18 protein-coding genes and 1 tRNA gene are annotated in these 22,336 nt (G+C 69.1%); 13 read left to right on the top strand and 6 right to left on the bottom strand.

From position 1 onward, the window contains the following. Window positions 1-156: 156 nt before the first annotated feature. The 3 genes from KY493_RS13720 to KY493_RS13710 form a co-directional block, all read right to left on the bottom strand. Window positions 157-246, bottom strand: a tRNA-Ser gene (locus KY493_RS13720). A gap of 66 nt (window positions 247-312) precedes the next feature. Next, the gene (locus tag KY493_RS13715; protein WP_219896872.1) at window positions 313-1,164 is read right to left on the bottom strand and encodes an alpha/beta hydrolase; all 852 of its coding nucleotides are present in this window, start codon (window positions 1,162-1,164) and stop codon (window positions 313-315) included. A gap of 19 nt (window positions 1,165-1,183) precedes the next feature. Further along, a complete protein-coding gene (locus tag KY493_RS13710; RefSeq protein WP_219896871.1) occupies window positions 1,184-3,139 on the bottom strand; it encodes an AsmA family protein in 1,956 nt (651 codons plus the stop codon). Between the two features lie 249 nt (window positions 3,140-3,388). On the opposite strand from KY493_RS13710, the gene KY493_RS13705 reads away from it, so the two are divergent. Beyond that, on the top strand, window positions 3,389-3,700 hold the full coding sequence (locus KY493_RS13705; RefSeq protein WP_219896870.1) for a hypothetical protein: 312 nt from the start codon (window positions 3,389-3,391) through the stop codon (window positions 3,698-3,700). Between the two features lie 53 nt (window positions 3,701-3,753). Here KY493_RS13705 and KY493_RS13700 read toward each other — a convergent pair whose 3' ends face one another. Next, window positions 3,754-5,862 carry a S9 family peptidase gene (locus tag KY493_RS13700; RefSeq protein ID WP_219896869.1) on the bottom strand — a complete coding sequence of 703 codons (2,109 nt, stop codon included), beginning with the start codon at window positions 5,860-5,862 and terminating at the stop codon, window positions 3,754-3,756. Window positions 5,863-5,925: 63 nt separating this feature from the next. Here KY493_RS13700 and KY493_RS13695 point away from each other — a divergent pair, with 63 nt between their 5' ends. The 7 genes from KY493_RS13695 (at window position 5,926) to trxA (ending at window position 15,998) form a co-directional block, all read left to right on the top strand. Continuing rightward, on the top strand, window positions 5,926-6,828 hold the full coding sequence (locus KY493_RS13695; protein WP_370627334.1) for a GNAT family N-acetyltransferase: 903 nt from the start codon (window positions 5,926-5,928) through the stop codon (window positions 6,826-6,828). Continuing rightward, on the top strand, window positions 6,825-7,286 hold the full coding sequence (gene tsaE / locus KY493_RS13690) for a tRNA (adenosine(37)-N6)-threonylcarbamoyltransferase complex ATPase subunit type 1 TsaE (RefSeq protein ID WP_219896868.1): 462 nt from the start codon (window positions 6,825-6,827) through the stop codon (window positions 7,284-7,286). The genes KY493_RS13695 and tsaE overlap by 4 nt, the downstream gene beginning before the upstream one ends. After that, window positions 7,273-8,367: an N-acetylmuramate/N-acetylglucosamine kinase AmgK gene (gene amgK, locus KY493_RS13685; protein WP_219896867.1), complete on the top strand. Its 1,095-nt coding sequence runs from the start codon at window positions 7,273-7,275 to the stop codon at window positions 8,365-8,367. Before tsaE ends, amgK begins: the two co-directional genes overlap by 14 nt. 17 nt (window positions 8,368-8,384) lie before the next feature. Further along, window positions 8,385-9,092, top strand: a complete 708-nt coding sequence (gene murU / locus KY493_RS13680; protein WP_219898589.1) for an N-acetylmuramate alpha-1-phosphate uridylyltransferase MurU — start codon at window positions 8,385-8,387, stop codon at window positions 9,090-9,092. Next, the gene (gene addB, locus KY493_RS13675) at window positions 9,089-12,184 is read left to right on the top strand and encodes a double-strand break repair protein AddB (protein WP_219896866.1); all 3,096 of its coding nucleotides are present in this window, start codon (window positions 9,089-9,091) and stop codon (window positions 12,182-12,184) included. The genes murU and addB overlap by 4 nt, the downstream gene beginning before the upstream one ends. Next, window positions 12,181-15,600: a double-strand break repair helicase AddA gene (addA, locus tag KY493_RS13670; RefSeq protein WP_219896865.1), complete on the top strand. Its 3,420-nt coding sequence runs from the start codon at window positions 12,181-12,183 to the stop codon at window positions 15,598-15,600. The genes addB and addA overlap by 4 nt, the downstream gene beginning before the upstream one ends. Before the next feature lie 62 nt (window positions 15,601-15,662). Continuing rightward, on the top strand, window positions 15,663-15,998 hold the full coding sequence (gene trxA, locus KY493_RS13665; RefSeq protein ID WP_219896864.1) for a thioredoxin TrxA: 336 nt from the start codon (window positions 15,663-15,665) through the stop codon (window positions 15,996-15,998). An 87-nt stretch (window positions 15,999-16,085) separates the two neighbouring features. Here the strand turns inward: trxA and KY493_RS13660 are convergent, their stop codons facing one another. Further along, window positions 16,086-17,360, bottom strand: a complete 1,275-nt coding sequence (locus tag KY493_RS13660) for a folylpolyglutamate synthase/dihydrofolate synthase family protein (protein WP_219896863.1) — start codon at window positions 17,358-17,360, stop codon at window positions 16,086-16,088. Between the two features lie 140 nt (window positions 17,361-17,500). Here KY493_RS13660 and sdhC point away from each other — a divergent pair, with 140 nt between their 5' ends. Genes sdhC through KY493_RS13635 form a run of 5 tightly spaced genes read left to right on the top strand, consistent with a single transcriptional unit; the run spans window position 17,501 to window position 21,332 of the window. Next, a complete protein-coding gene (gene sdhC / locus KY493_RS13655) occupies window positions 17,501-17,977 on the top strand; it encodes a succinate dehydrogenase, cytochrome b556 subunit (protein ID WP_219896862.1) in 477 nt (158 codons plus the stop codon). Beyond that, window positions 17,974-18,381, top strand: a complete 408-nt coding sequence (sdhD, locus tag KY493_RS13650; RefSeq protein ID WP_219896861.1) for a succinate dehydrogenase, hydrophobic membrane anchor protein — start codon at window positions 17,974-17,976, stop codon at window positions 18,379-18,381. Before sdhC ends, sdhD begins: the two co-directional genes overlap by 4 nt. Before the next feature lie 7 nt (window positions 18,382-18,388). Beyond that, window positions 18,389-20,173 carry a succinate dehydrogenase flavoprotein subunit gene (gene sdhA, locus KY493_RS13645; protein ID WP_219896860.1) on the top strand — a complete coding sequence of 595 codons (1,785 nt, stop codon included), beginning with the start codon at window positions 18,389-18,391 and terminating at the stop codon, window positions 20,171-20,173. A 2-nt stretch (window positions 20,174-20,175) separates the two neighbouring features. Beyond that, on the top strand, window positions 20,176-20,973 hold the full coding sequence (locus tag KY493_RS13640) for a succinate dehydrogenase iron-sulfur subunit (protein ID WP_219896859.1): 798 nt from the start codon (window positions 20,176-20,178) through the stop codon (window positions 20,971-20,973). A gap of 38 nt (window positions 20,974-21,011) precedes the next feature. Further along, window positions 21,012-21,332: a 2Fe-2S iron-sulfur cluster-binding protein gene (locus tag KY493_RS13635; protein ID WP_219896858.1), complete on the top strand. Its 321-nt coding sequence runs from the start codon at window positions 21,012-21,014 to the stop codon at window positions 21,330-21,332. A 4-nt stretch (window positions 21,333-21,336) separates the two neighbouring features. Here the strand turns inward: KY493_RS13635 and galE are convergent, their stop codons facing one another. Further along, window positions 21,337-22,335: a UDP-glucose 4-epimerase GalE gene (gene galE / locus KY493_RS13630; protein ID WP_219896857.1), complete on the bottom strand. Its 999-nt coding sequence runs from the start codon at window positions 22,333-22,335 to the stop codon at window positions 21,337-21,339. Window position 22,336 lies beyond the last annotated feature (1 nt).

Raw genomic sequence — 22,336 nt, 5'->3', positions numbered from 1 at the left:
GCGCCCAGCCTCGCCCAAGCCGTCACAGGTTCAGCCTAAATGCACCGCACCCCGAAAGGCGCCAATAATCACGATGGGATCAGCGTATCGGGGACATGAGCGACGCGCGGTCTTCGCACCGAGAACAGTGATGTGGGTGAACGGCCGAGGGCGGTCTGGCGGACAGGGTGGGATTCGAACCCACGGTAGGCTTCCACCTACGGCGGTTTTCAAGACCGCTGCCTTAAACCACTCGGCCACCTGTCCGGGGAGCTGTGTTGAGCGCCGGGAGCGGCGTCCTAGCAGCCTGGCCCGGCTTCGCCAACCTCGAGGTCAGCCGAGTTCGCGGTGGAAGAAGGCGGCCATGTCGGCCAGCACCGGGGCCTTGCGTCGGAACAGGGGCGAGAAGCTGGCCAGGGTGTCGGTGTGGCTGAGGCCGGGGTAGAGCTTGGCCTCGGATCGTCCGCCGGCGGCGCGCTGGCGCTGGTCCAGGATGATCGTGTCCTTCGGGTGGACCACCGTGTCGGCGTCTCCGTGTCCCAGCCAGATCGGCGGGGCGTCGGGACGCACGAACGTCACGGGCTGGGTCAGCGTCGGATCGGGCGCACGGCCGAAGGCGTTGATCGAGGCCGGCACGTCGAACGGCAGGAAGTCGTAGGGGCCCGACACGCCCGCTGCGGCGCGGATCAGGCGCGGCTGGCCGGCGGCCTCCATGTAGCGCCGATCCAACGCGATCATCAGCGCCAGGTGCGCGCCGGCCGAATGGCCGCACACGCCCAGGCGCGCCGGATCGCCGCGATAGGTCGAGGCGATCTCGCCCGCCTTCGCCGTCGCCGCGGCCGCGTCCTCGATAAAGGCGGGAAACACCACCTGCGGCACGAGGCGGTAGTCGGGCAGGACCACGACAAAGCCTTGCGCGGCGATGGCCTGGGCGGCCCAGCCATAGACGTCCCTGGAACCTGAATCCCAACTGCCGCCATAGAAGAAGACCAGGACGGGCCATGGCCCCTCGCCGACGGGTGCATAGACGTCCAGCCTTTGGCGAGGATCGGGGCCATAGGCGATGTCGCGTCCGACCCGGCGAACGCCGCCGTCGCGCGGGCCGACGGCGTTCAGCACGGCCAGCGGCGAGCAGGCCGCCGCCAGCGCGCCGATCGCGGGCGCAAAGAAGCCTCTGCGGGTCAAGCTGTGCGTCCTTTCGGTATCAACGGGCGCCGGCGATCAACTGGCCGCAGTTGGCGTCCTCGGCAAGACCCGGATCGACAAAGGCGAACAGGGCGGCGACCGGCGCGGCGACCGCGCCGACGATGGCCGCCAGTCCGCCCTGCTTGACCACTTCGCCCACGTCCACGCCAGGGCGCGGCGCGGTGAAGGTGCCGCCAATGGTGATCGGCGCCCACACGCGCAGCAGGCGCGGCTTCTTGGAGTCGCCGTCGATGCGCAGGTTCAACGTTTCCTGACCCAGGTTGAACGATCCCGATCCCTTGGCCAGCACCACGCCGGTGTCGATCACAAAGGTCTTGGTGCTGGCCACGCCGCCCGCGACGTTGAAGTCGGCCACAGCGCAGCGAATCTGGGTCTGGCCCTGGTCGCCCCGCAGCAGCTTGATCAGGCCGGCGCTGGCGTTGATCCCCAGCAGTTCGGCAAAGGCCTCGCGCATCTGGCCTTGCGGGACGACCACGCTGAGCGAGCCCTTGGAAGCGGCGGCGAAACGGTGGATCGACGATCCGGGACCTTCCAGCCGCACGCGGCCCAGCATGCGCCCGCTGATCGGCTGAACCCCGCCCCGCGCTGGGACCAGCGATTCCAGCGGGTAGCCGCCCAGGCGGAAGTCGATGGCGCTGTAGGGGGTGTCGCGCGTGGCGTTGATCTTGGCCGTGCCGTTCAGCTCGCCCCGGTTGAAGTTGAAGCTGACCGGATCGAGGTTCAGCACCCCGCCTTCCAGCTCGGCCCCGAGACGCACGGCGCGCACGTCGAACTCGTTGGCCTTCACCGAGGCGGCGCGATAGCTCAGCGAGCCGTCCATGGTGCGCAGACGCTCGACCTGCAGCGTGGCGTCGGGCAGCAGCTTGCCGGGCGCGCCGCTGGTGGTTTCGGTGTTCTCGCCGGACGTGCGCGGCTGGGCGCCGACCACGGTCAGCAGGTCGTCCAAGTCGAGGCGGCGGGACGTCAGCTGCGCCTCGACGCGCAGCCGCTCGGCCGCATCGACCTTGACGTCGCCGGACAGGTCGGAGGCGCCGACGCGTCCATCTAAGTCGTTGAAAGTCCAGACCCGATCGTCGCGCGCCAGGGCGCCCGAAAGACGATAGGCCGGCGTGTTCGGCAGGGTCACGCCGGTCAGCAGGTAGAGGTCGGCCAGGTTCTGGCCCTGCAGGCTCAGCGTCGCCTGGAACTGACCCAGATCGAACGGCCGGGTAATGGCCCCGTCCGCCCTCAGCCGCGATCCCGCCCCATCCACCGCCGCCGTGAACTGATAGGGCCGATTACGCCGGATGTTGATAAAAGGACCGCCCTGAACCCGCAGCGTCAGGGGCGAGCCGTTGATGCTGCCGCGTCCATCCAGCAGGAACCCGGCGTCGCCGTCGTTGGCGGTCTCGCGCGCGTTGACCTGGGCGTTCAGCGTCAGGTCGCGCCCCTGCTCATCGACAGTGAGACGGCCGTCGGTGATCACCAGCTGCTGGATGACCGGAAGCTTCATGCCCTCGCCGTCGTCCGGCTTGTCGGGCTCCAGCTCCCAGCTCTTCCTGCCGTCCTCGGTGGCGATCAGCACCACGTTCGGTCGGGTGAAAGACAGCAGGGGCATTTCGATCTGCCCGGCGAACAGCTTGCGCAGCCGCACGGACGCTTCGATCCGCCCGACGTTGGCGGTGTCTTGCTCGCGCGCCCAGTTCGGGCCGCCGAATTTCAGGTCGTTGACCACCACAGACGGGGTCCAGCTGAAGAGGTTCACGTCCAGGTCGCCGCGCAGCGCCACCTCGCGATCGTACTTCTGAGACGCCCAACGTCCGATCGGCCCACGAAGCCAGTTCCAGTCGAACAGCATCAGGAAGATCACCACAGCCGCGACCAGCAGCAGGGTGACGGACGCCGCCGCCTTTTCGGCGCGGCCGGGATGACGGGCGGCCGCATAGACGGGATCGTTCGCCCTGACCCAGTCCATACCGCGGTGAAGTCGATCCGGCGTCCGAGACATCCAGCCCCGAAGGTCGCCGCCAATATCCTTTATGTTCAGCGTATTGGCCAAATCGGCGCCTCCGTGAGGCTGTCAAACGCATCAACGGCCGGTTGGAGCCAGACGGCCGCAATGTCATTCGCCTGACATGCAGACGTCGTGAAACCTTTACATTCCGAACGATCGGCGCATTCTGCTGCAAAGACCCGCGACAAGGCGGGCCATGGGAGAGTTTCGATGCGCCGTCTCACCGCCCTTGCCCTGTCGCTCGCAGCGGCCGCTGCTGTTCATGCACCTGTGAAAGCCCAAGGTCCCACGCGGACGGCGGCGTCAGAACCCGCCGGTCGGCAGACGGTGATGATCTGCGCCTCTGACAACGCCACTCGCCGCGCCTATCAGCGCGAGCACGGCTCCGCCCCGGTGTTCGTCACCGCCCGCGAGGTCATGGACGCCCAGCGCGCGGGCGAGGCCTGGAGCAAGCCCCGCTGCATGAACGAGCAGGAGTATCGGCGGCTGATCCTGCTGGCCAACACGCGCGCCTCGCTCTGACGCAACAAGAGGCGCGGTGATCGCCGCGCCCCTTGTCATCCAGCTAATCTCGGTCAGCGCGCCGCGCTGAGATGCTTGTTCAGCCAGCCGAACACCTCGTCGTGCCAGCGCTGGCTGTTGGCGGGCTTCAGCACCCAGTGGTTCTCGTCGGGAAACACCACCAGCCGGCTGTCGATCCCGCGCCGCTGCAGGGCCGTGAAGGTCGACAGACCCTGCGATGTCGGGATGCGGAAGTCCAGATCGCCCTGCACCACCAGCATCGGCGTCTTCCAGTTCTCGACGTGGTTGGCCGGGTTGAAGCGCTGGTAGCCTTCCGGCTTGTCCCAGGGCGTGCCGCCGTATTCCCACTCGGTGAACCATAGCTCTTCGGTCGAATAGCCCATTCCGAAGGTGTCAAAGACGCCGTCGTGGTTGACCAGGCATTTGAAGGCGTCGTTCCACCGGCCCGCGATCCAGTTGATCATGTAGCCCCCGTAGGAGGCGCCGAGCGCACAGGCGTTTTCACCGTCGAGGAAGGAGAACTGGCGCTGCGCATGGGCCCAGCCCTTCTGCAGGTCCTCAAGCGGCCGGTCGCCCCAGTGCTGGCTGATCGCATCGGTGAAGCCTTGGCCATAGCCGGTCGAGCCGTGGAAATCGATCATCACCACCGCATATCCCGCGCCCGCATAGGTTTCCGGGTTCCAGCGATAGGACCAGCTGTCGCCGAACGAGCCCTGCGGTCCGCCGTGGATCAGGAAGGCCACCGGGTATTTGCGACCCTCGACATAGCCGACCGGCTTGATGACGTAGCCGTGGACGGTTTCGTTGTTCCAGCCGGCGAAGCTGAACTGCTCGAATTCGCCAAAGCTCTTGGCGTCCAACTGCGGGTTCACATTGGTGATGCGGCGCGGCAGTTCGCGACCAAGGTAGGTCTTCACATAGAGCTCGCTCGGACGGGTCAGGCTGTCCTGCGCCAGGACGAAACCCGACGGCGTCTGGGCAAAGGCCGAGACATGGCCGTCGCCGGTGACCGGCGTCACCACGCCGTTGCGGGCGTCGATGGCGAACAGCTTGGTGCGTCCGACATCGCCGGCGATGGCGTACAGCGTGTTTCCGTCACGCGACCATTGCAGCGTGTCGGCTGAGCGGTCCCAGTTGGCCGCGATCTCGCGCGTCTGGCCGCTCGCCACGTCCATCAGCGTGATCTGATAGCGATCGGCCTCGAAGCCAGGCCGGGCCATGGCGCGATAGGCCAGAGTGCGGCCATCCGGCGAGAACACCGGGCCGGCGTCCCAGGCGTCGTTGGCGTCCGTCAGATTGGTGAAGGTTCCATCGCCCGACAGGCTGTTGGTGCGCCACAGGTCGAAGTTGGTGCTCCACGGTTCGGTCCGGCCGGCCAGCCGCGCCGAGAACACCAGGGCGTCGCCTGACGGCGTGAAGACGAAGTCGTTCTCGTCCCCGAACGGCTTGGAGGGCGTGTCGCCGTCAAAGCCCTTGGTCACCCACACCGGCGAGCCGGCGGCGCGGCCGTCCGAGCCGATGGACTGAACGAACAGGTGGTTCTGGGTGTGGTCGTTCCACGTATCCCAGTGCCGCACGAACATGCGGTCATAGACCTGGGCCGTGGTCTTCTGCTCGGCGCGCGACTGGGCCATGGCGACCGAGGCGCCGAGGTCCGCCGCGTCCGGATAAACCGCCAGCGACACCGCCACCTTGTCGCCTTGCGGGCTCAGCCGATAGGCGTTGACGTCCAGCGGCAGGTCCGTGACCTGCACCGGGCGCGAGCCGTCCGTCTCGGCGCGCCAGACCTGGCTGGAGCCCGACTTGCCTGACAGGAAGTAGATGCGGCCGTCCACGCCCCAGCGCGCGGTGTTGGCGCCCTGGTCCGAGATCGGCAGGCGGCGCGCCTCGGCGTCCGAGGACAGGTCCTTCAGGAACAGCGCGCCCGAGCGCCGGTTCGCCGCCACATCGGTGGTCGTCACCGAATAGATCACCCAGCGGCCGTCCGACGATACCTGCGGATCGCCCAGCCGGTTGGCCGAGATCATGTCCTGATAGGTGAAGGCGTCCGGCGTCGCGGCCGACGCTGGGACGGGCGCCGCCGGAACCTGGGCCAGAACCGGCGCGGCCGTGACAAGGGCGATGGCGGCGCAGGCGGCCGACAAAAGGGTGCGGTGACGCATGAAAGAGGTCCTCAACCGGAGCTGTGGCGCAAAGGCCTAGCACCACCGCCCGAACGGCGGAAGTTGATCCTTGCCCACGCCCGCGCGACCGGCGACAAGCAGGCGTCCATGCTGTCCGCCTTCGCCCCGATCCGGTCCTCGCCGCACATCGTCGATGTGCTGATCGCCGAGCGTGGGCCGCGCCTGACACGATCCGCCGCCTGGCCGCTGGTCAAGCCGGGCCTTTATGCGCTGCTCGGCTACGGCAAGGCGCGCAGCATGGCCGATGCGATCGCGCCGATGTCAGGCGAGGAGACGCTGCGCTACATCTCGAACCTGCTGAAGCTCCAGGTCGAGGCGAACCATCTGGAGCGGCTGCCCGCCAAGGGCCGCTGCATCGTCGCGTGCAACCATCCCACCGGCATCGCGGATGGCATCGCGGTGTACGATGCGGTCCGAGAGCGGCGGTCCGACGCCATCTTCTTCGCCAACGCCGACGCCCTGCGGGTCTCGCCGCGCCTGTCCGAAACGGTGATCCCGGTCGAGTGGGTGCACAACAAGCGCACGCGCGAAAAGACTCGCGCCACGCTGCAGGCTGCGCGCGAAGCGTTCGAGGCCGAACGCTGCATCGTCATGTTTCCCGCCGGCCGCCTGGCGCGTGTCGATAGGGACGGTCTGCTGACCGATCCGGAGTGGGCGCCCACCGCCGCCTCCTTGTCACGCAAGTTCGATGCGCCGGTGATCCCCATGCATGTGACCGGTCCTTACAGTCGGCTGTTCCACCTGTTCGACAGGGTTTCGCAGGAGCTGCGCGACGTGACGCTGTTCCACGAACTGCTGAACAAGGCGGGCAGGCGGTTCACCGTCACCGCCGGCCACCCGATCCCGCCGGCGCGGCTGCCGGTCGATCCGGTCGAGGCGACAAGCGCCCTGAAGCGGTTCACCGAACGGACCCTGTCTGCGGACGCCGACGCGGTGTTCGCATGAACCGGATCGTGCTGCCCGACGCCGAAGCAACCACGCGGCTGGGGCGGGTCATCGCCCCCTTGCTTGAGGCGGGCGACAGCGTGCTGCTGTACGGACCGCTCGGCATGGGCAAGTCGACGCTGGCGCGCGGCCTGATCCGGGCGCTGACCACGCCGGACGAGGATGTGCCCTCGCCGACCTTCACCCTGGTGCAATTCTACGAAAGCGAACCGCCCGTCGCGCACTTCGACCTCTATCGCCTGACCCAGCCGGAAGAGGCGTGGGAGATCGGCCTGGACGAGGCGCTGGACGACGGCTGCGCCATTGTCGAGTGGCCCGAGCGGCTGGGCGAGGATCCGACGCGCTTCTTACGCGCCGATCGTCTGGTGATCGTCATCGCGGAAGACAACGCAGGCCGCGTTGCGACCATTTCCGGCGCAGGCCGGTGGGAAAGGCTGATCGACCATGTCCATTCCTGACCGCGAGGAACAGCGCCGCAGCTTCCTGGCCGCATCGGGCCTGGGCGACGCTGTGCGCACGCCCTTGCCGGGCGACGCCTCCACGCGCCGCTACGAACGACTGAGCCTGCCGTCGGGCGCGACCCTGATGCTGATGGATCAGCCGCCCGCCGCCGAGAGCCTGCCCTGCGATTCCGCCTGGTCGCCTGGGGAACGCCACGCCCGGGGGTGGAACGCCGTCGCGCGCCTGTCCGCCGGCCGGATCGAGGCCTTTGCCGCCGTCGCCGCCCACCTGCGGTCGGCCGGCTTGTCGGCGCCTGAGATCATGGCGGTGGATGCGCCTGCCGGGCTCGCCGTGATCGAGGATTTCGGCGACGACCTGTTCGCCCGCGTGATCGAGGCCGGCGAGGCCGAGGCGCCGCTCTACCTCGCCGCCGTCGAGGCTCTGGCCAGGCTGCACGAGGCTCTAACGCCGGAGACGCTGAGCGGGCCGGCCGGCGACTGGCCGCTGCTGGCGTATGACGAGACGGCGCTGCAGGGCGGGGCCGACCTGTTCGTGGAGTGGGCGCCCAAGCTCGAGCCGCGCCTGGGCTTCGACGAGGCGGCGATCGCGGAGTGGCGCACCGCCTGGGCGCCGATCGTCCGCGAGGGGGCGGAAGGGGCCACGGTGATGGCGCACCGCGATTATCACGCCGAGAACCTGATCTGGCTGGCGGGGCGCGAGGGCGCGGCTCGCGTCGGCATGATCGACTTCCAGGACGCGGTGCGGGCGCACCCGAGCTGGGATCTGCATTCGCTGCTTCAGGACGCACGCCGCGACGTCTCGCCCGAGCTGGAGCAGCTGGCGCTCGACCGCTATTTCGCCTTGCGGCCGCAGGTGGAGCGCCAATTGTTCATGCAGACCTACGCCGGGCTCGCCGCGCTGAACGAGGCGCGCATCCTGGGCATCTTCGCCCGACTGATCGCGCGCGACGGCAAGCCGCGTTACGCCCGCTTCATGCCGCGCGTGTGGGCGCACCTGAACGCCAACCTGAAGAAGCCGGGGCTGGAGCCGGTCGCCGCCTGGTTCGACCGCCACGTCGCGGCGGGGCTCCGTCGGTGAGCGCCCCCGTGACCGCCATGGTGCTGGCGGCGGGACTGGGCACCCGCATGCGTCCGCTCACGGACGATCGCCCAAAGGCGCTGGTGGAGGTCGGCGGCCGCGCCCTGATCGACCATGTGCTGGACCGGCTGGCGGACGCGGGCGTCGAGCGCGCCGTGGTCAACGTCCACTGGTTCGCCGATCGGCTGGAGGCGCATCTGCAAGGTCGCAGTCGCCCCAACATCGCGATCTCCGACGAAAGGCTTCAGCTGCTGGAGACCGGCGGCGGCCTGAAGAAGGCAAGGCCGCTGCTCGGCGATGACCCGGTGTTTGTCGCCAACATCGACAGCGTCTGGATCGATCGCGGAGATGCGCTCGGCGACCTCGCGCGTCTGTGGGACCCGCAGCGGATGGACGCGGCGCTGCTGCTCGCCCGGCGTGAAGGCTCGATCGGCTTCGAGGGCGACGGCGATGTCTTCCTGGCTGACGACGGTCGCCTGACCTTCCGGGGCGAGGCGCCGAGCGCACCCTTCGCCTACATGGGCGTCCATATCACCCGACCCGACTATGCCGACGCCGGACCCGCCGGTCCGTTCTCGCTAAGCCCGCTCTGGCGCGAGTCAGCCAAGGCCGGCCGCCTGTTCGGCTGCGTGTTGGACGGCGACTGGATGCACGTCGGCGATCCCGGCGCCCGTGACGAAGCGGAGGCGCGGCTGAGCGGTCTCTCCGCTGCCGAGCAGGCATGAGCGGCTTCGATCCCTTCGCCGGTCCGGCGCCGCGCTGGTACGTCATCCCGGCGCATCGGCCGTTCCTGGAGGACCTGGCGGCGGGCGTGTTGTCCTGGCTGGGCGAACTGCCGCCCGAGACGCTGTCGGACGCCACCATCCTGCTGCCCAACCGCCGGGCGGCGCGGGCCTTTACCACGGCCCTTTCGCGACAGGCGAACGGGCGTGCGGTGCTGCTGCCGCAGGTGCGACCGCTGGGCGACCTGGAGGAGGACGAGCCGCCGTTCACGCCGGGCGCCCTGGGCGTTGACCTGCCGCCCGCCATCGCCCCCATGCGGCGACGCTTCGAGATGGCGCGCATGATCGCCGAGGATTTCGACCACGAGCTGACGCCGTTGCGGGCGCTGGAGATGGCCGACGCCCTGGGCGGCTTCATCGACTCCTGCAACCTTGAGGAGGTCGCCGATCCCGGCCGCGTCGCGCGTCTGGTGGACGGAGAGATGGCCGAACACTGGGAGCGGTCGGCCAAGTTCCTGGGCATGGCGGTCGAGGCCTGGCCGAAGCGTCTGGAGGCGCTGGGCCTGGTCGATCCGTCGTGGCGTCGCGCGACCCTGCTGCGCCGGCTGGCCGAGGCGTGGGACAAGAGCCCGCCCACCCAACCGGTGATCGCCGCCGGATCGACCGGCACCGTGCCCGCCGCCGCCGACGTGCTGGGTGCGGTGGCGCGCGCGCCGCAGGGCTGCGTGGTGCTTCCGGGGCTCGACTGCGATCTGGACGCCCGCGTGTGGGACCTGATCGACGAGAACAACGAGGGACATCCGCAACGGGCGCTGAAGCGGCTGCTCGACCGGCACGACCTCGCCCGATCCGACGTGCGCCCCTGGTTCGAGCCGCCGACGGCGCCGGCGGCGCGCGCGCGCGGTCTGGCGCGCCAGCGGCTGCTGAACGAAGCCCTGCGCCCCGCCGACGCCACCGACGACTGGCACCGCGAGATCGGCCGTATCCGCAGCCGTGCGGCCGAGGCCAGGCAGTCCGCCGACCCCATCGCCCTGGGATTGGAAGGGCTTTCGGTCCTGACCCTGCGCACCGAGGAAGAGGCCGCCGCCTCTATCGCCCTGCTGATGCGCGAAACGCTGGAGACGCCGAACGCCGATGGATCGCCCCGCACTTGCGCGCTGGTCACCCCCGATCAGGCGCTGGGCCGTCGGGTCGAGGCGCGGCTTGAGCGTTGGGGCGTGGTCCCGGACTCTTCCGCAGGGCGGCCGCTGTCGCGCATGCCGGCGGGGGTGCTGATTGACCTGTGTGCTCGCCTCATCGCCGATCCGCTGGAGCCGCATGTTCTGCTGGGCCTGATTAAGCATCCGCTGGTTCGGTTCGATCTGGATGGCGTCGACGTGCGGCGCGCCGTCGAGGCGTTGGAGCAGTACGGACTGCGCGGGCCGCGTGTGCGCGATCTGGCCAGGCTGCGCCGCCGCCTGCTGGAGGCGGCCGAGCCGGATCGGCGCGGCAGGGGAGCGCCCGAGTGGCGGCGCGAGCATCTGACAGGAGCCGGCCGCCTGCTTGATCGGCTGGAGGCTCTGGCGACCGAGGCGCAAGGCCCCTTTGCGCCCGAGGCGTCGCTGGATGAGGCCGCGCGATCCCTCACGCGACTGGCCGAGGCCCTGGCTGGTCAGGCCCTGTGGGCGGGACCGGACGGCGAATGCGCGGCGACTGCGCTGTCGGGCCTGATCGAAGGCGGCGCGCCGGTAGGGGCCGTGTCGCGCACTGACTTCGCCGAACTGATCAGGAGCGTGCTGAACGACGCGGTGGTCCGCACCGGCGGCGCAACGCATCCGTCCCTGCGCATCCTCGGCGCCATCGAGGCGCGGCTGGTGCGCGCCGATCGCATGATCCTCGCGGGCCTCGAGGAAGGCGTGTGGCCGCAAGCCGCGGCGACCGACCCCTTCCTGTCGCGGCCGATGAGGAAAAGCCTGGGCCTGCCGCCACCCGAACGGCGCCTCGGCCAGACCGCGCAGGACTTCGTCCAGGCCGCCTGCGCGCCCGAGGCCATCCTGGTCCATTCCGATCGTCGGGGCGGTCAGCCGGCCGTGCGTTCGCGCTGGCTGTGGCGACTGGAGATGCTGACGCGCGGCGCGAACAGCGAAAAGACGCCGGTGACGCTGGAACGCCCATCGGCCGCCATCGACTGGACGCGAGCGCTGGATGCGCCGCCGCCAGGTCCGCCTGCCTTCGCCCTGCGTCCGCAGCCTCGTCCGCCCGTGCATCGCCGCCCGCGCAGCCTCTATGTCACGCGCGTCGAGCGATGGGTGCGCGACCCTTACTCCGTATACGCACAATCCATTCTGAGACTGGAGACGATGGAGCGGCCGGGCGCCTCGGCCGAGGCGCTGGCGCGCGGCAATGCGGTGCACAAGGCCATCGAGATGTTGACGCTGGAATGGCCAAACGAGCTGCCCGAGGACTGCGAGGCGGTGTTGCATGATCACCTGCTGCATCAGCTCGGCGCGCACGGCTTTGAGGATGCGGCCATGGCGCGCGAGGCGCCGCTGGCGCGCAACTGCGCGCGTTGGCTCGCCGAGTTCGAGCGCAGCCGCCGCGAGCGCGGCGTGACCCTGCTGATCGAGCAGCAGGGCGCCATGACCTTTGACGCCCCCGCCGGGCCCTTCACCCTCAAGGCATACGCCGACCGCATCGAGCTGTCCGGCGCGGGCGCGGCGGTGATGGACTTCAAGACAGGCGCCGCGCCGTCGATGAAGCAGGTCAAGACCGGCTTCTCGCCCCAGCTGACCCTGACCGGCGCCATCCTGGCCGACGGCGGCTTTTCCGACACCAACGGACCGGTCGAGCCGGACGAGCTGACCTATGTGCGCGTGGTCGGGCGCAAGGTGGCGGGTGAGGTCGCCGTGCGCGGCCAGGGCCTGGAGGCCGCCGACCTGTCGCGCGGCGCGCTGGAAGGCCTGAAGCGTCGCATCGCGCGCTTCGATGATGAGAACACGCCCTACGTCTCCTGGGCGGCGCCGCAGTTCATGGGCAATCAGGGCGGCAACTACGACCATCTGGCCCGCGTGTGGGAATGGACCGTGGCCGGCGGCGACGAGGACGGTTCGGAATGAGCAGCGCCGCCCATCAGATCCGCGCCGCCGATCCCGCCCTGTCGGTGTTCGTCACCGCCAACGCCGGCTCGGGCAAGACCACCACCCTGGTGAACCGGGTGGCGCGCCTGCTGCTGGCCAAGGCCGCGCCTGACGCCATTTTGTGCGTCACCTACACCAAGGCCGCTGCCGCCGAGATGCAGGCCCGCCTGTTCGATCAGCTGGGCGGCTGGGCGGTGATGGACGACCGTGATCTGGCCGAGGCCGTGGCCGCGCTGGACGACGGCGATCCGGCCGCGCTCAGCGATGCGCAGCTGTCGGAGGCGCGTCGCCTGTTCGCCCGCGCGCTGGAGACGCCCGGCGGGCTGAAGATCCAGACCATTCACGCCTTTTGCGAAAAGCTGCTCAGGCGGTTCCCGCTTGAGGCCGGCGTGTCGCCCGCCTTTGTCGTGCTGGAGGACCAGGCGGCCGCGCTGCTGTCGCACCAGGCGCGCGAGGACCTGGCCCGCTACGCCCTGGCCGACGCCGACGGGCCGGTCGGCGCGGCCTACAGCCATTTCGCCGTGGAACTGGACTGGCCGCGTTTTCAGGCCCTGCTGGCCATGATCGAGGCCAAGCGCGATGCGCTGACCGCCTACGTCAATGCCTGGGAGGCGGGCGCCGCGCCCTCGCCGCACGCCCTCACCGGCGCCGATCCCGACCAGACGCCGGAAGAGATCGAGCGCGATTTCATCCGTTTCATCGATGCTGGAGAATGGAGCGGCATGGCCGAGGCCATGGCCACAGGCTCCAAGACCGACGGCAAGGTCGCCGACGCGATGCGCGCCGTCACCCTGCCGGACGCCGCCTTTGCATCGCTCGCGGCCGTCTTCTGCAAGGCGGACGGTGACGGGCGGGCCAGCATGGGCACCAAGTCCGCGCCGCCCGCCGCCGTCGGATGGCTGACCGAGCTTCAGGCCAAATATCTGGCGACCCGGGATGTGCTGCGCGCCGCCAAGGTCGCGGACGACACGGTCAAGGTGCTGAGGCTCGCCCGCGCGCACGCCGCGCTCTACGAGCAGGCCAAGGCCGCGCGCGGGGCGCTGGACTTCTCCGACCTGGTGGCGCGGACGGTCAAGCTGTTGACCAAGAATGCCTCGGCCGCCTGGGTGCTGTACAAGCTGGACGGCGGCGTCGAACACGTCCTGATCGACGAGGCCCAGGACACAGCGCCCGACCAGTGGGAGATCGTCCGTGCACTGACGGGCGAGTTCTTCGCCGCCGACGCGCGGGGTCGCACCGTCTTCGCCGTGGGCGACGAGAAGCAGTCCATCTACTCCTTCCAGGGCGCCCGACCGGAGCGTCTGCGGCAGGAAAGCCGCTTCTACCAGCAACGGGTGGAAGGCGCGGGCGAGGTGTTCCAGCAGGTCCCGCTGGAGACCTCATACCGTTCCACCGAGGAGGTGCTTCAGTTCGTCGATGCGGTGTTCGAGGGGCCTGAACGCACCCGCGCCCTGGTCGGCAAGGAAGGCGACATACCCCGCCATCAGCCTGCGCGCATAGGTCAGCACGGCTCGGTCGAACTGTGGCCCCTGTTCGTGGATGAGCCAGCGCCGGAACGCGACGCCTGGGACGCCGCCGTGGACGAGGAAGCCGCCTCCAGCGCCCGCAAGCGTATGGCCATGACGCTGGCCGACGAGATCCGGCGTCAGGTCGAAGGCGGGATCGCCGTCTTCGACCGCAAGAAACGGACCTTGCGGCCGGCCGGATATGGCGACTTCCTGGTGCTGGTGCGCCGACGCGACGCCACCTTCGAAGAGGTGATCCGGGCGCTGAAGACGGCGGGCGTGCCCGTGGCCGGCGCTGATCGGCTGAAGCTGTCCAGCCACATCGTCTTCGACGACCTGATCGCGCTGGCGCGCTTTGCCCTGTTCCCGGACGACGACCTCTCTCTGGCCTGCATCCTGCGCAGCCCCTTCTGCGACGTGGACGAGGACGGACTTTACGCGCTGGCGGGCCGCGAAGGCCGCACGTCGGGCCAGTTGTGGCGGGACCTGCGCGAGCGGGCGGACGAACGACCGGAGTGGGGACGCGCGCGCGACCTGTTGCGCGACGCGATTGACCAGCGCGCACGCGATCCGTTCGGCTTCTTCTCCGGCCTGCTGAACCGCGTGGACGACACCGGCCGTTCGGGTCGGGCGCGCATCCTGGCGCGGCTCGGCCGCGAGGCGGAGGAGGCCATCGACGAGACGCTGAACCAGGTGCTGGCGGCCGAGGATCGCGGCGGGATCGATCTCGAAACCTGCGTCGCCCTGATGGAAGCCGCCGACGTCGAGGTGAAGCGCGAGCTGGAAGGCGCGCGCGGCGAGGTGCGGGTGATGACCGTGCATGGCGCCAAGGGCTTGGAGGCGCCGGTCGTGATCCTGCCCGACACCACCATGAAGGCGAAGGCGCAGGGCCCCAGCCTGATGCCGGTGGCGCTGGACGAGGACGGCGCCGAGGCGTGGCTGATGTGTCCGGGGTCCAAGAAGGACGACTGCGCGGCGTCCGCCGCCGCCCGCGACGCGCGCCAGAGCCGCACCGACGACGAGACGCTGCGCCTGCTCTATGTCGCCCTGACGCGGGCGCGCGACCGCGTCATCGTCATGGGACGCGCCTCGAGCCGAGGCCCCGAGGCCGGCAGTTGGTGGTCGGTCATCGAAGAGACGTTTGATCTGCTCGGAGGCCAGGTGCACGCGACCGCGGGTGGCGTGCGCCGCTTCGGGGTCGATCCCGACATCCGGCCGCCCAGCGCGGCGTCCCTGCCCGCAGACGCGTCGGTGCCGGAGTGGGCGCGTCGTTCACCACCGGCCGACGCCTCGGCGCGCTTTGCCTCGCCGTCGCGGATGGAAGGTTCGATCCGCATTCCCGCGCCGTCGCCTCTGGCGAAATCGGGCGCCAACCTCGGCCGGTTCCGGCGCGGCGACCTGATCCACCGGCTGCTGGATCGCCTGCCCGAGATCGCGCCCGAAGACCGCGCCGACGCCGCCCGCCGCATGCTGGCCAGAGAGGCGGACCTCGACGACGCCCAGCGTGGAGAGATGATCGAGGCCGCTTTCGGCGTGCTGGACGACGCCCGTTTCGCGCCCGTGTTCGAGCCCGGCTCACGCGGCGAGGTCGCGCTGACCGGCGCGTCCGCCGACCTGCCGCCCGGCGTGGTGGTGTCGGGCCGTATCGACCGGCTGGTGGTCACGCCGGAACGCGTGCTGGTCGTCGATTACAAGACCAACCGGCCCGCGCCCGATCGGATCGAAGACGCCGATCCCGCCTATGTGCTGCAGCTGGCGGTCTATGCGGCGGTGCTGAAGGGTCTGTATCCGGATCGGCCGGTCGAGGCGGCGCTGGTCTGGACCGACGGCCCCCGGCTGATGCCCATCCCAGAGGCGATGATGGTTGAGGCGCTGCGAAGCGCGCGTTGATTTCCGCCCGGGCCTCGCCCACATCTGCGCCAGCGCCTCTGGCGACAATGGAGAGATTGAACATGGCCACCGTCAAGGTCACCGACGACAGCTTCGAGACCGATGTGCTGAAGGCCTCCACCCCCGTACTGGTGGATTTCTGGGCGGAGTGGTGCGGCCCGTGCAAGCAGATCGGCCCGGCGCTGGAGCAGATCGCCGACGAGCTGGGCGGCCAGGTCACCGTGGCCAAGGTCAACATCGACGACAGCCCGATGACGCCGTCCAAGCTGGGCGTGAAGGGCATTCCGACCCTGATGCTGTTCAAGGACGGCCAGATGACCTCGATGAAGGTCGGCGCCATGCCCAAGGGCAAGATCGTCGAATGGCTGGCGGAGGCCGGCGTCAAGGCCGAGAGCTGAGACGACCCGTCGCCCCTCGGCGACAGGGAATGATCGAGCGATCGAGGGGCGGTTCGGGAACGGGCCGCCCCTTTCCTGTTCGACGTCTCAGGTCGGCCAGGTCTCGGAGCTGGCGCCCAGCACCTCGCCCGCCAGGTACAGCGAGCCGCAGATGACCACGCGGCCGGCGCCGAAGCGCAGCGCCATGTCCAGGGCTTGGGTCACCGACCCGGCGGGCGTCGCCGCCAGACCATGACCGCGCGCCACGGCGGCCAGCGCCTGGGGATCGGCCGCGGCGCCGTCGAAGCCGACAGTGAAGACGGCGGCGCCCGTCGCCCTTAGCGCCTCGAAGAAGCCGCCGGCGTCCTTGTTCCCCAACATGCCGCAGATCAGCGCCAACGGTCGCGGCGCGCGCGCCTGGCGTTCGGCCAGAAACGCGGCCAGCGCCCGCGCCGCGTGGGGATTGTGACCGCCGTCCAGCCACAGCTCGGCGTCCGCGTCTCGCGCCGCCTCGGCATAGGGACCGGCCGTCAGCCGCTGCAGTCGGGCGGGCCAGCGCACCGCCTGCAAGCCCTGCACGATCGCGGCTTCAGGCAGGTCCAACTCCAGCGCCGCCGCGATGGCCACGCCCGCGTTGTCGATCTGGTGCGCGCCCGCCAGCGCCGATGCGGGCAGGTCGAGAAAACACTCGCCATTCTGGAACGCCACTCCACCGCGTTCCGCCCAGGCGTCGAAGTCCACGCCCATCACGGCGAGGCGCGCCTGGACGTTTGATGCGGCGCGTTCGATCTCGATCATGGCGGCTTCGCTCTGGCGCGCGATCACCGCCGGCGCGCCTGGCTTCAGCACGCCCGCCTTTTCCCGCGCGATTGCCGCCAGATCGGTCCCCAGGAACTCGGCGTGGTCGAGGTCTACGGGCGTGATGACGCTGAGCAGGGGGCGTTCGATGACGTTGGTCGCATCCAACGTTCCGCCCAGTCCCACCTCGATGATCGCCAGGTCCGCCGGCGTCTCGGCCATGGCGACGAATGCAGCGGCGGTGGTGCTTTCGAACACGGTGGCTTCGCCGGCGACGGCCTCGACCCGGTCCAGAACCGCGTTCAGCGTCGCATCGTTGATCAGCCGGCCAGCCAGGCGAATGCGCTCGTTGAACCGCACGAGGTGCGGCGAGGTGTAGGCGTGGACGCGCAGGCCCGCCGCCTCGGCGATGGCGCGGATAAGCGCGACGGTGGACCCCTTGCCGTTGGTTCCGGCCACATGGATCACCGGCGGCAGACGGTTCTGCGGATCGCCTAGCGCGGCGCACAGACGGCGCATCCGCTCCAGCGACAGGTCGATCTTCTGCGGGTGGCGCGCGCGCAGGCGCTGGGAAATGGCGTCCATGCCGCTACCTAGGCCAACGATAGCGGCCTCGCCATGGCGGCCTCTGTTGCCCTCGCCGCGTTGACCCTCCGGCCCTGCGACACTAAAGCCATCGCAACCCTCCCGGCGATTGAATTCACTCGCTTTTGAGAACTATTCGCATGACCGACTCCAGCCCGGTGTCCGGCGACCATCCCAAGGATGCGCGCGACGACCAGACCGGCCGCTTCATCCAGCAGCCGAACGGACGCATCCGGCCGCTGTCGCCGCACCTGCAGGTCTGGCGCTTTCACCTGACCATGCTGGGATCGATCCTGAACCGAGGCGCGGCGATCGCCCTGTCGGTCGGCGCCTTGTTTGTGGTCGCCTGGATCGCGGCGGCGTCGTTCGGGCCCGACGCCTATGCCGATTTCGTCGCGGTGATGGGCTCGCCGCTGGGGCTGCTGATCTGGTTCGGCCTGACGCTGGCTGCGGCCTACCATCTGACCGCCGGCATTCGCCACATGATCTGGGACGCCGGCTCGGGCCTGACGCCCAAGTCCGCCACCAACCTGACGATGGTCAGCATGGTCGTCGCCATCGTCATCGCCCTGGGCTTCTGGGCCTATCTGTTTGCTTCCGGAAAGGTGACGCTGTGAGCCGTCAGCCCAAGGCCTTTGTAAAGGGCGTCAAGGTTTCCGAACGCCACGGCGCCGGCGAGTGGACGGCCGAGCGCCTGTCCTCGCTGATCCTGATCCCGCTGGTGCTGTGGGGCCTCTGGAGCGCGGCCGTGCTGTCGGGCGCGACCTATGACGGCATGATGGAGTGGTTCTCCAGCCCGGTGAACGCGACCCTGTTGGCTGCGACCCTGCTGATCTCCATCTGGCACATGAACATGGGCCTGAAGGTTGTGGTCGACGACTACATCCACCGGCCGGGTTCGCGCGGCGCCCTCTTGGGGCTGATCGCGGCGATCTGCGTCGTGCTGGCGGTGGCCAGCGTCTTCTTCATCGTGCGGCTGGCGCTGGGTTCGGCGCCGCTGCCCGCCGGCTTCGGAGCCTGAGTTCGGTATGGCTGCTTACGAGTTCATCGACCACGAATACGACGTCGTCGTCGTCGGCGCCGGCGGGTCGGGCCTGCGAGCCGCCCTGGGCGCCGCCCAGCAGGGCCTCAAGGTCGCCTGCGTCACCAAGGTGTTTCCGACCCGCTCCCACACCGTGGCGGCGCAGGGCGGCATCTCCGCCTCGCTCGGCAACATGGGCGAGGACAGCTGGCAGTGGCACATGTACGACACCGTCAAGGGGTCGGACTGGCTGGGCGATCAGGACGCCATCGAATACCTGGTGCGTAACGCCCCCAAGGCGGTCTACGAGCTCGAGCACTGGGGCGTGCCCTTCTCGCGCACCGACGAGGGCAAGATCTATCAGCGCGCCTTTGGCGGCATGACCCGGAACTTCGGCGAAGGCCCGGTGCAGCGCACCTGCGCCGCCGCCGACCGCACCGGCCACGCCATCCTGCACACACTGTACGGCCAGTCGGTGCGCCGGGAGGTGAAGTTCTTCGTCGAATATTTCGCGCTGGACCTGATCATGCAGGACGGCGCCTGCACCGGCGTGACGGCGCTTCAGCTCGACACGGGCGCGCTTCACCAGTTCCGCGCCAAGATGGTGGTGCTGGCGACCGGCGGCTACGGCCGCGCCTATTTCTCGGCGACCTCGGCCCACACCTGCACCGGCGACGGCAACGCCATGGTGCTGCGCGCCGGCTTGCCGCTGCAGGACATGGAGTTCGTCCAGTTCCACCCCACCGGCATCTACGGCGCCGGCTGCCTGATCACGGAAGGCGCGCGCGGCGAGGGCGGCTATCTGACCAACTCCGAGGGCGAGCGCTTCATGGAGCGCTATGCGCCGACCGTGAAGGACCTGGCTCCGCGCGACATGGTCAGCCGCTCCATGACCATCGAAATCCGCGAAGGCCGCGGCGTGGGTCCGAACAAGGACCACATCTTCCTGCACCTGGACCACCTCGATCCAAAGATCCTGCACCAGCGCCTGCCCGGCATCTCCGAGTCGGCCAAGATCTTCGCCGGCGTCGATGTGACCAAGGAGCCGATCCCGGTCCTGCCGACCGTCCACTACAACATGGGCGGCATCCCCACGAACTATCACGGCGAGGTGCTGACGCTGCGCGACGGCAACCCGGACAGCGTGGTGCCCGGCCTGATGGCTGTCGGCGAGGCGGCCTGCGTGTCGGTGCATGGCGCGAACCGCCTGGGTTCCAACTCCCTGACCGACCTGGTGGTGTTCGGCCGCGCCGTCGGCCTGCGCTGCGGCGAGGTGGTGGACAAGGCCTCGGCCGTGCCCTCCGCCTCCAAGTCCCAGACCGACGCCCACATCGCGCGCCTGGATCGTTTCCGGAACGCCAACGGCTCGACGCCGACGTCCGAGCTTCGCATCCAGATGCAGCGCGCCATGCAGGCCGACGCGGCGGTGTTCCGCACCGGCGAGACCCTGAAAGGGGGCGTCGACAAGCTGCGCGCCATCGACGCGGCCGGCGCCGACATCAAGACCACCGATCGCGGCCTGATCTGGAACACCGATCTGGTCGAGACGATGGAATACGACAACCTGATCGCCCAGGCGCTGGTCACCATCGAGGGCGGCCTTAACCGCACGGAATCGCGCGGCGCCCACGCCCGCGAGGACTATCCCAATCGCGACGACGTCAACTGGATGAAGCACACCCTGGCCTGGAAGCGGCCGGGCGAAGGCGTCCAGATCGACTATCGTCCGGTGCACAACTACACCATGTCCGACGAGGTCTCGTACATCGAGCCCAAGGCCCGGGTTTACTGATAATGGTCCAGCTTTCCCTCCCCAAAGGCTCCAAGCCGTCCAAGGGCAAGGTCTACAAGGCCCCGTCCGGCGCCAAGAACGTCAAGACCTACAAGGTCTACCGCTACGACCCCGAGGTGGACGCCGATCCGCGCTGGGACGTCTATGAGGTGTCGTCGGACGACCACGGCCCGATGCTGCTGGACGCCCTGATCCACATCAAGAACAGCATCGACCCGACGCTGGCCTTCCGCCGCTCGTGCCGCGAGGGCATCTGCGGCTCCTGCTCGATGAACATCGACGGGCGCAACACCCTGGCCTGCACCAAGGGCTGGGACGAGTGCAGCAGCCACAACATCTCCATCGCCCCCCTGCCCCACCAGCCGGTGGTCAAGGACCTGGTGACGGATCTGTCGCTGTTCTACGCCCAGTACGATTCCATCCAGCCCTATCTTCAGTCCGATGTGGCCGATCCCGAAACCGAGCGGCTGCAGACGCCGGCCGAGCGCGAGAAGCTGGATGGCCTGTACGAGTGCATCCTGTGCGCCTGCTGCTCGACCTCCTGCCCCAGCTACTGGTGGAACCAGGAAGAATATCTGGGCCCAGCCGCGCTGCTGCAGTCCTATCGCTGGATTTCGGACAGCCGCGACGACGCCACGCAGAAGCGGCTCGACGATCTGGAAGACCCGTTCAAGCTGTACCGCTGCCATACCATCATGAACTGCGCCCAGGTCTGCCCCAAGGGGCTGAACCCGGCCAAGGCCATCGCCGAGACCAAGAAGCTGATGGTCGCGCCCGGCCGCAAGAAGCAGGCGGCTTGATGATTTTTCTCGCTACCGCTTTCGCTGCTTGAGGGCTGATGGCCAAGATCACCTACATCGAGCACGACGGAACCGAGCATGCGGTCGAGGTGAAGCCCGGCCTCTCGGTCATGGAAGGCGCCATCCGCAACAATGTGCCGGGGATCGACGCGGATTGCGGCGGCGCCTGCGCCTGCGCCACGTGCCATGTCTATGTCGACGAAGCCTGGCGCGAGGCGACAGGCAAGCCCTCGGCCATGGAGGAGTCCATGCTCGACTTCGCCGAAGAGGTTGAGCCGAACTCACGCCTCTCGTGTCAGATCCGGATATCGGACGCCCTGGACGGCCTGATCGTCCGCCTGCCGGAAAACCAGCACTAGGGCGTCAAACAAGCTCCGGCGTGGCGCGCTCGATCTCGGCGGCGTGCCAGCGCCAGGCGGTGCGCACGATGTCGTCCAGCGTTCGCGTCGGCGTCCAGCCCAGCACCTCGCGCGCCCGGGTATTGTTGGCCACCAGGCATGGAGCGTCCCCAGGCCTGCGCTCCACCACCTCGACCGGGAAGGCCCGGTTGGTCGTGCGCCGGATGGTTTCGACCAGTTCCTTCACCGTGGTGCCCGTGCCGGTGCCGAGGTTGATCGCCGTGGTCTCGCCCCCGTCCAGCAGATAGCGCAGCGCCCGCACATGGGCGTCGGCGAGGTCCATCACGTGGATGTAGTCGCGCACTGCCGTGCCGTCGCGGGTGTCATAGTCGTCGCCGAACAGCTTGAAGCCCTGACGCACGCCCAGCGCCGTCTGCACCGCCAGCGGAATGGCGTGGGTTTCCGGATGGTGGCGCTCGCCGATCCGCCCCTCCTCGTCCGCGCCCGCCGCGTTGAAATAGCGCAACGACACAGAGCGGAAGCCGGCATAGGTCGAATAGTCGGCCAGCGCCTGCTCGATCATCAGCTTGGAGCGGCCATAGGGGTTCAGCGGCGCCTGCGGGTGGGCCTCGTCCATCGGCAGCCGCACCGGATCGCCATAGGTCGCGCAGGTCGAGGAAAACACCATGGCTTCGACGCCGCCCCGCCGCGCCGCCTCGATCAGGGTGATCGCGCCGGCCACGTTGTTCTGGTAGAAGCGACCCGGCTCCTTCACGGACTCGCCCACCTCGATCAGGGCCGCGAAGTGCAGCACCGCGATCGGCCGATGGCGCGCGATCACCTGATCCAGACGCGCCGCGTCGCCGATGTCGCCCTGCTCCAGCTCGCCCCACTGCACAAAGGCGGCATGACCATTCGACAGGTTGTCGTAGACGACGGGCCGGAATCCGGCCTGCGACAGCGCCAGGCACACGTGCGACCCGACATAGCCGGCGCCGCCCGCCACCAGAACCGTCTGCGTCATT

It is taken from the genome of Brevundimonas sp. PAMC22021, assembly GCF_019443405.1.
In the GTDB taxonomy this organism is placed as follows: Bacteria; Pseudomonadota; Alphaproteobacteria; order Caulobacterales; family Caulobacteraceae; genus Brevundimonas.
Note: the sequence above shows the minus strand (reverse complement) of the source record. Positions and strands in the feature narration are given on the sequence as shown.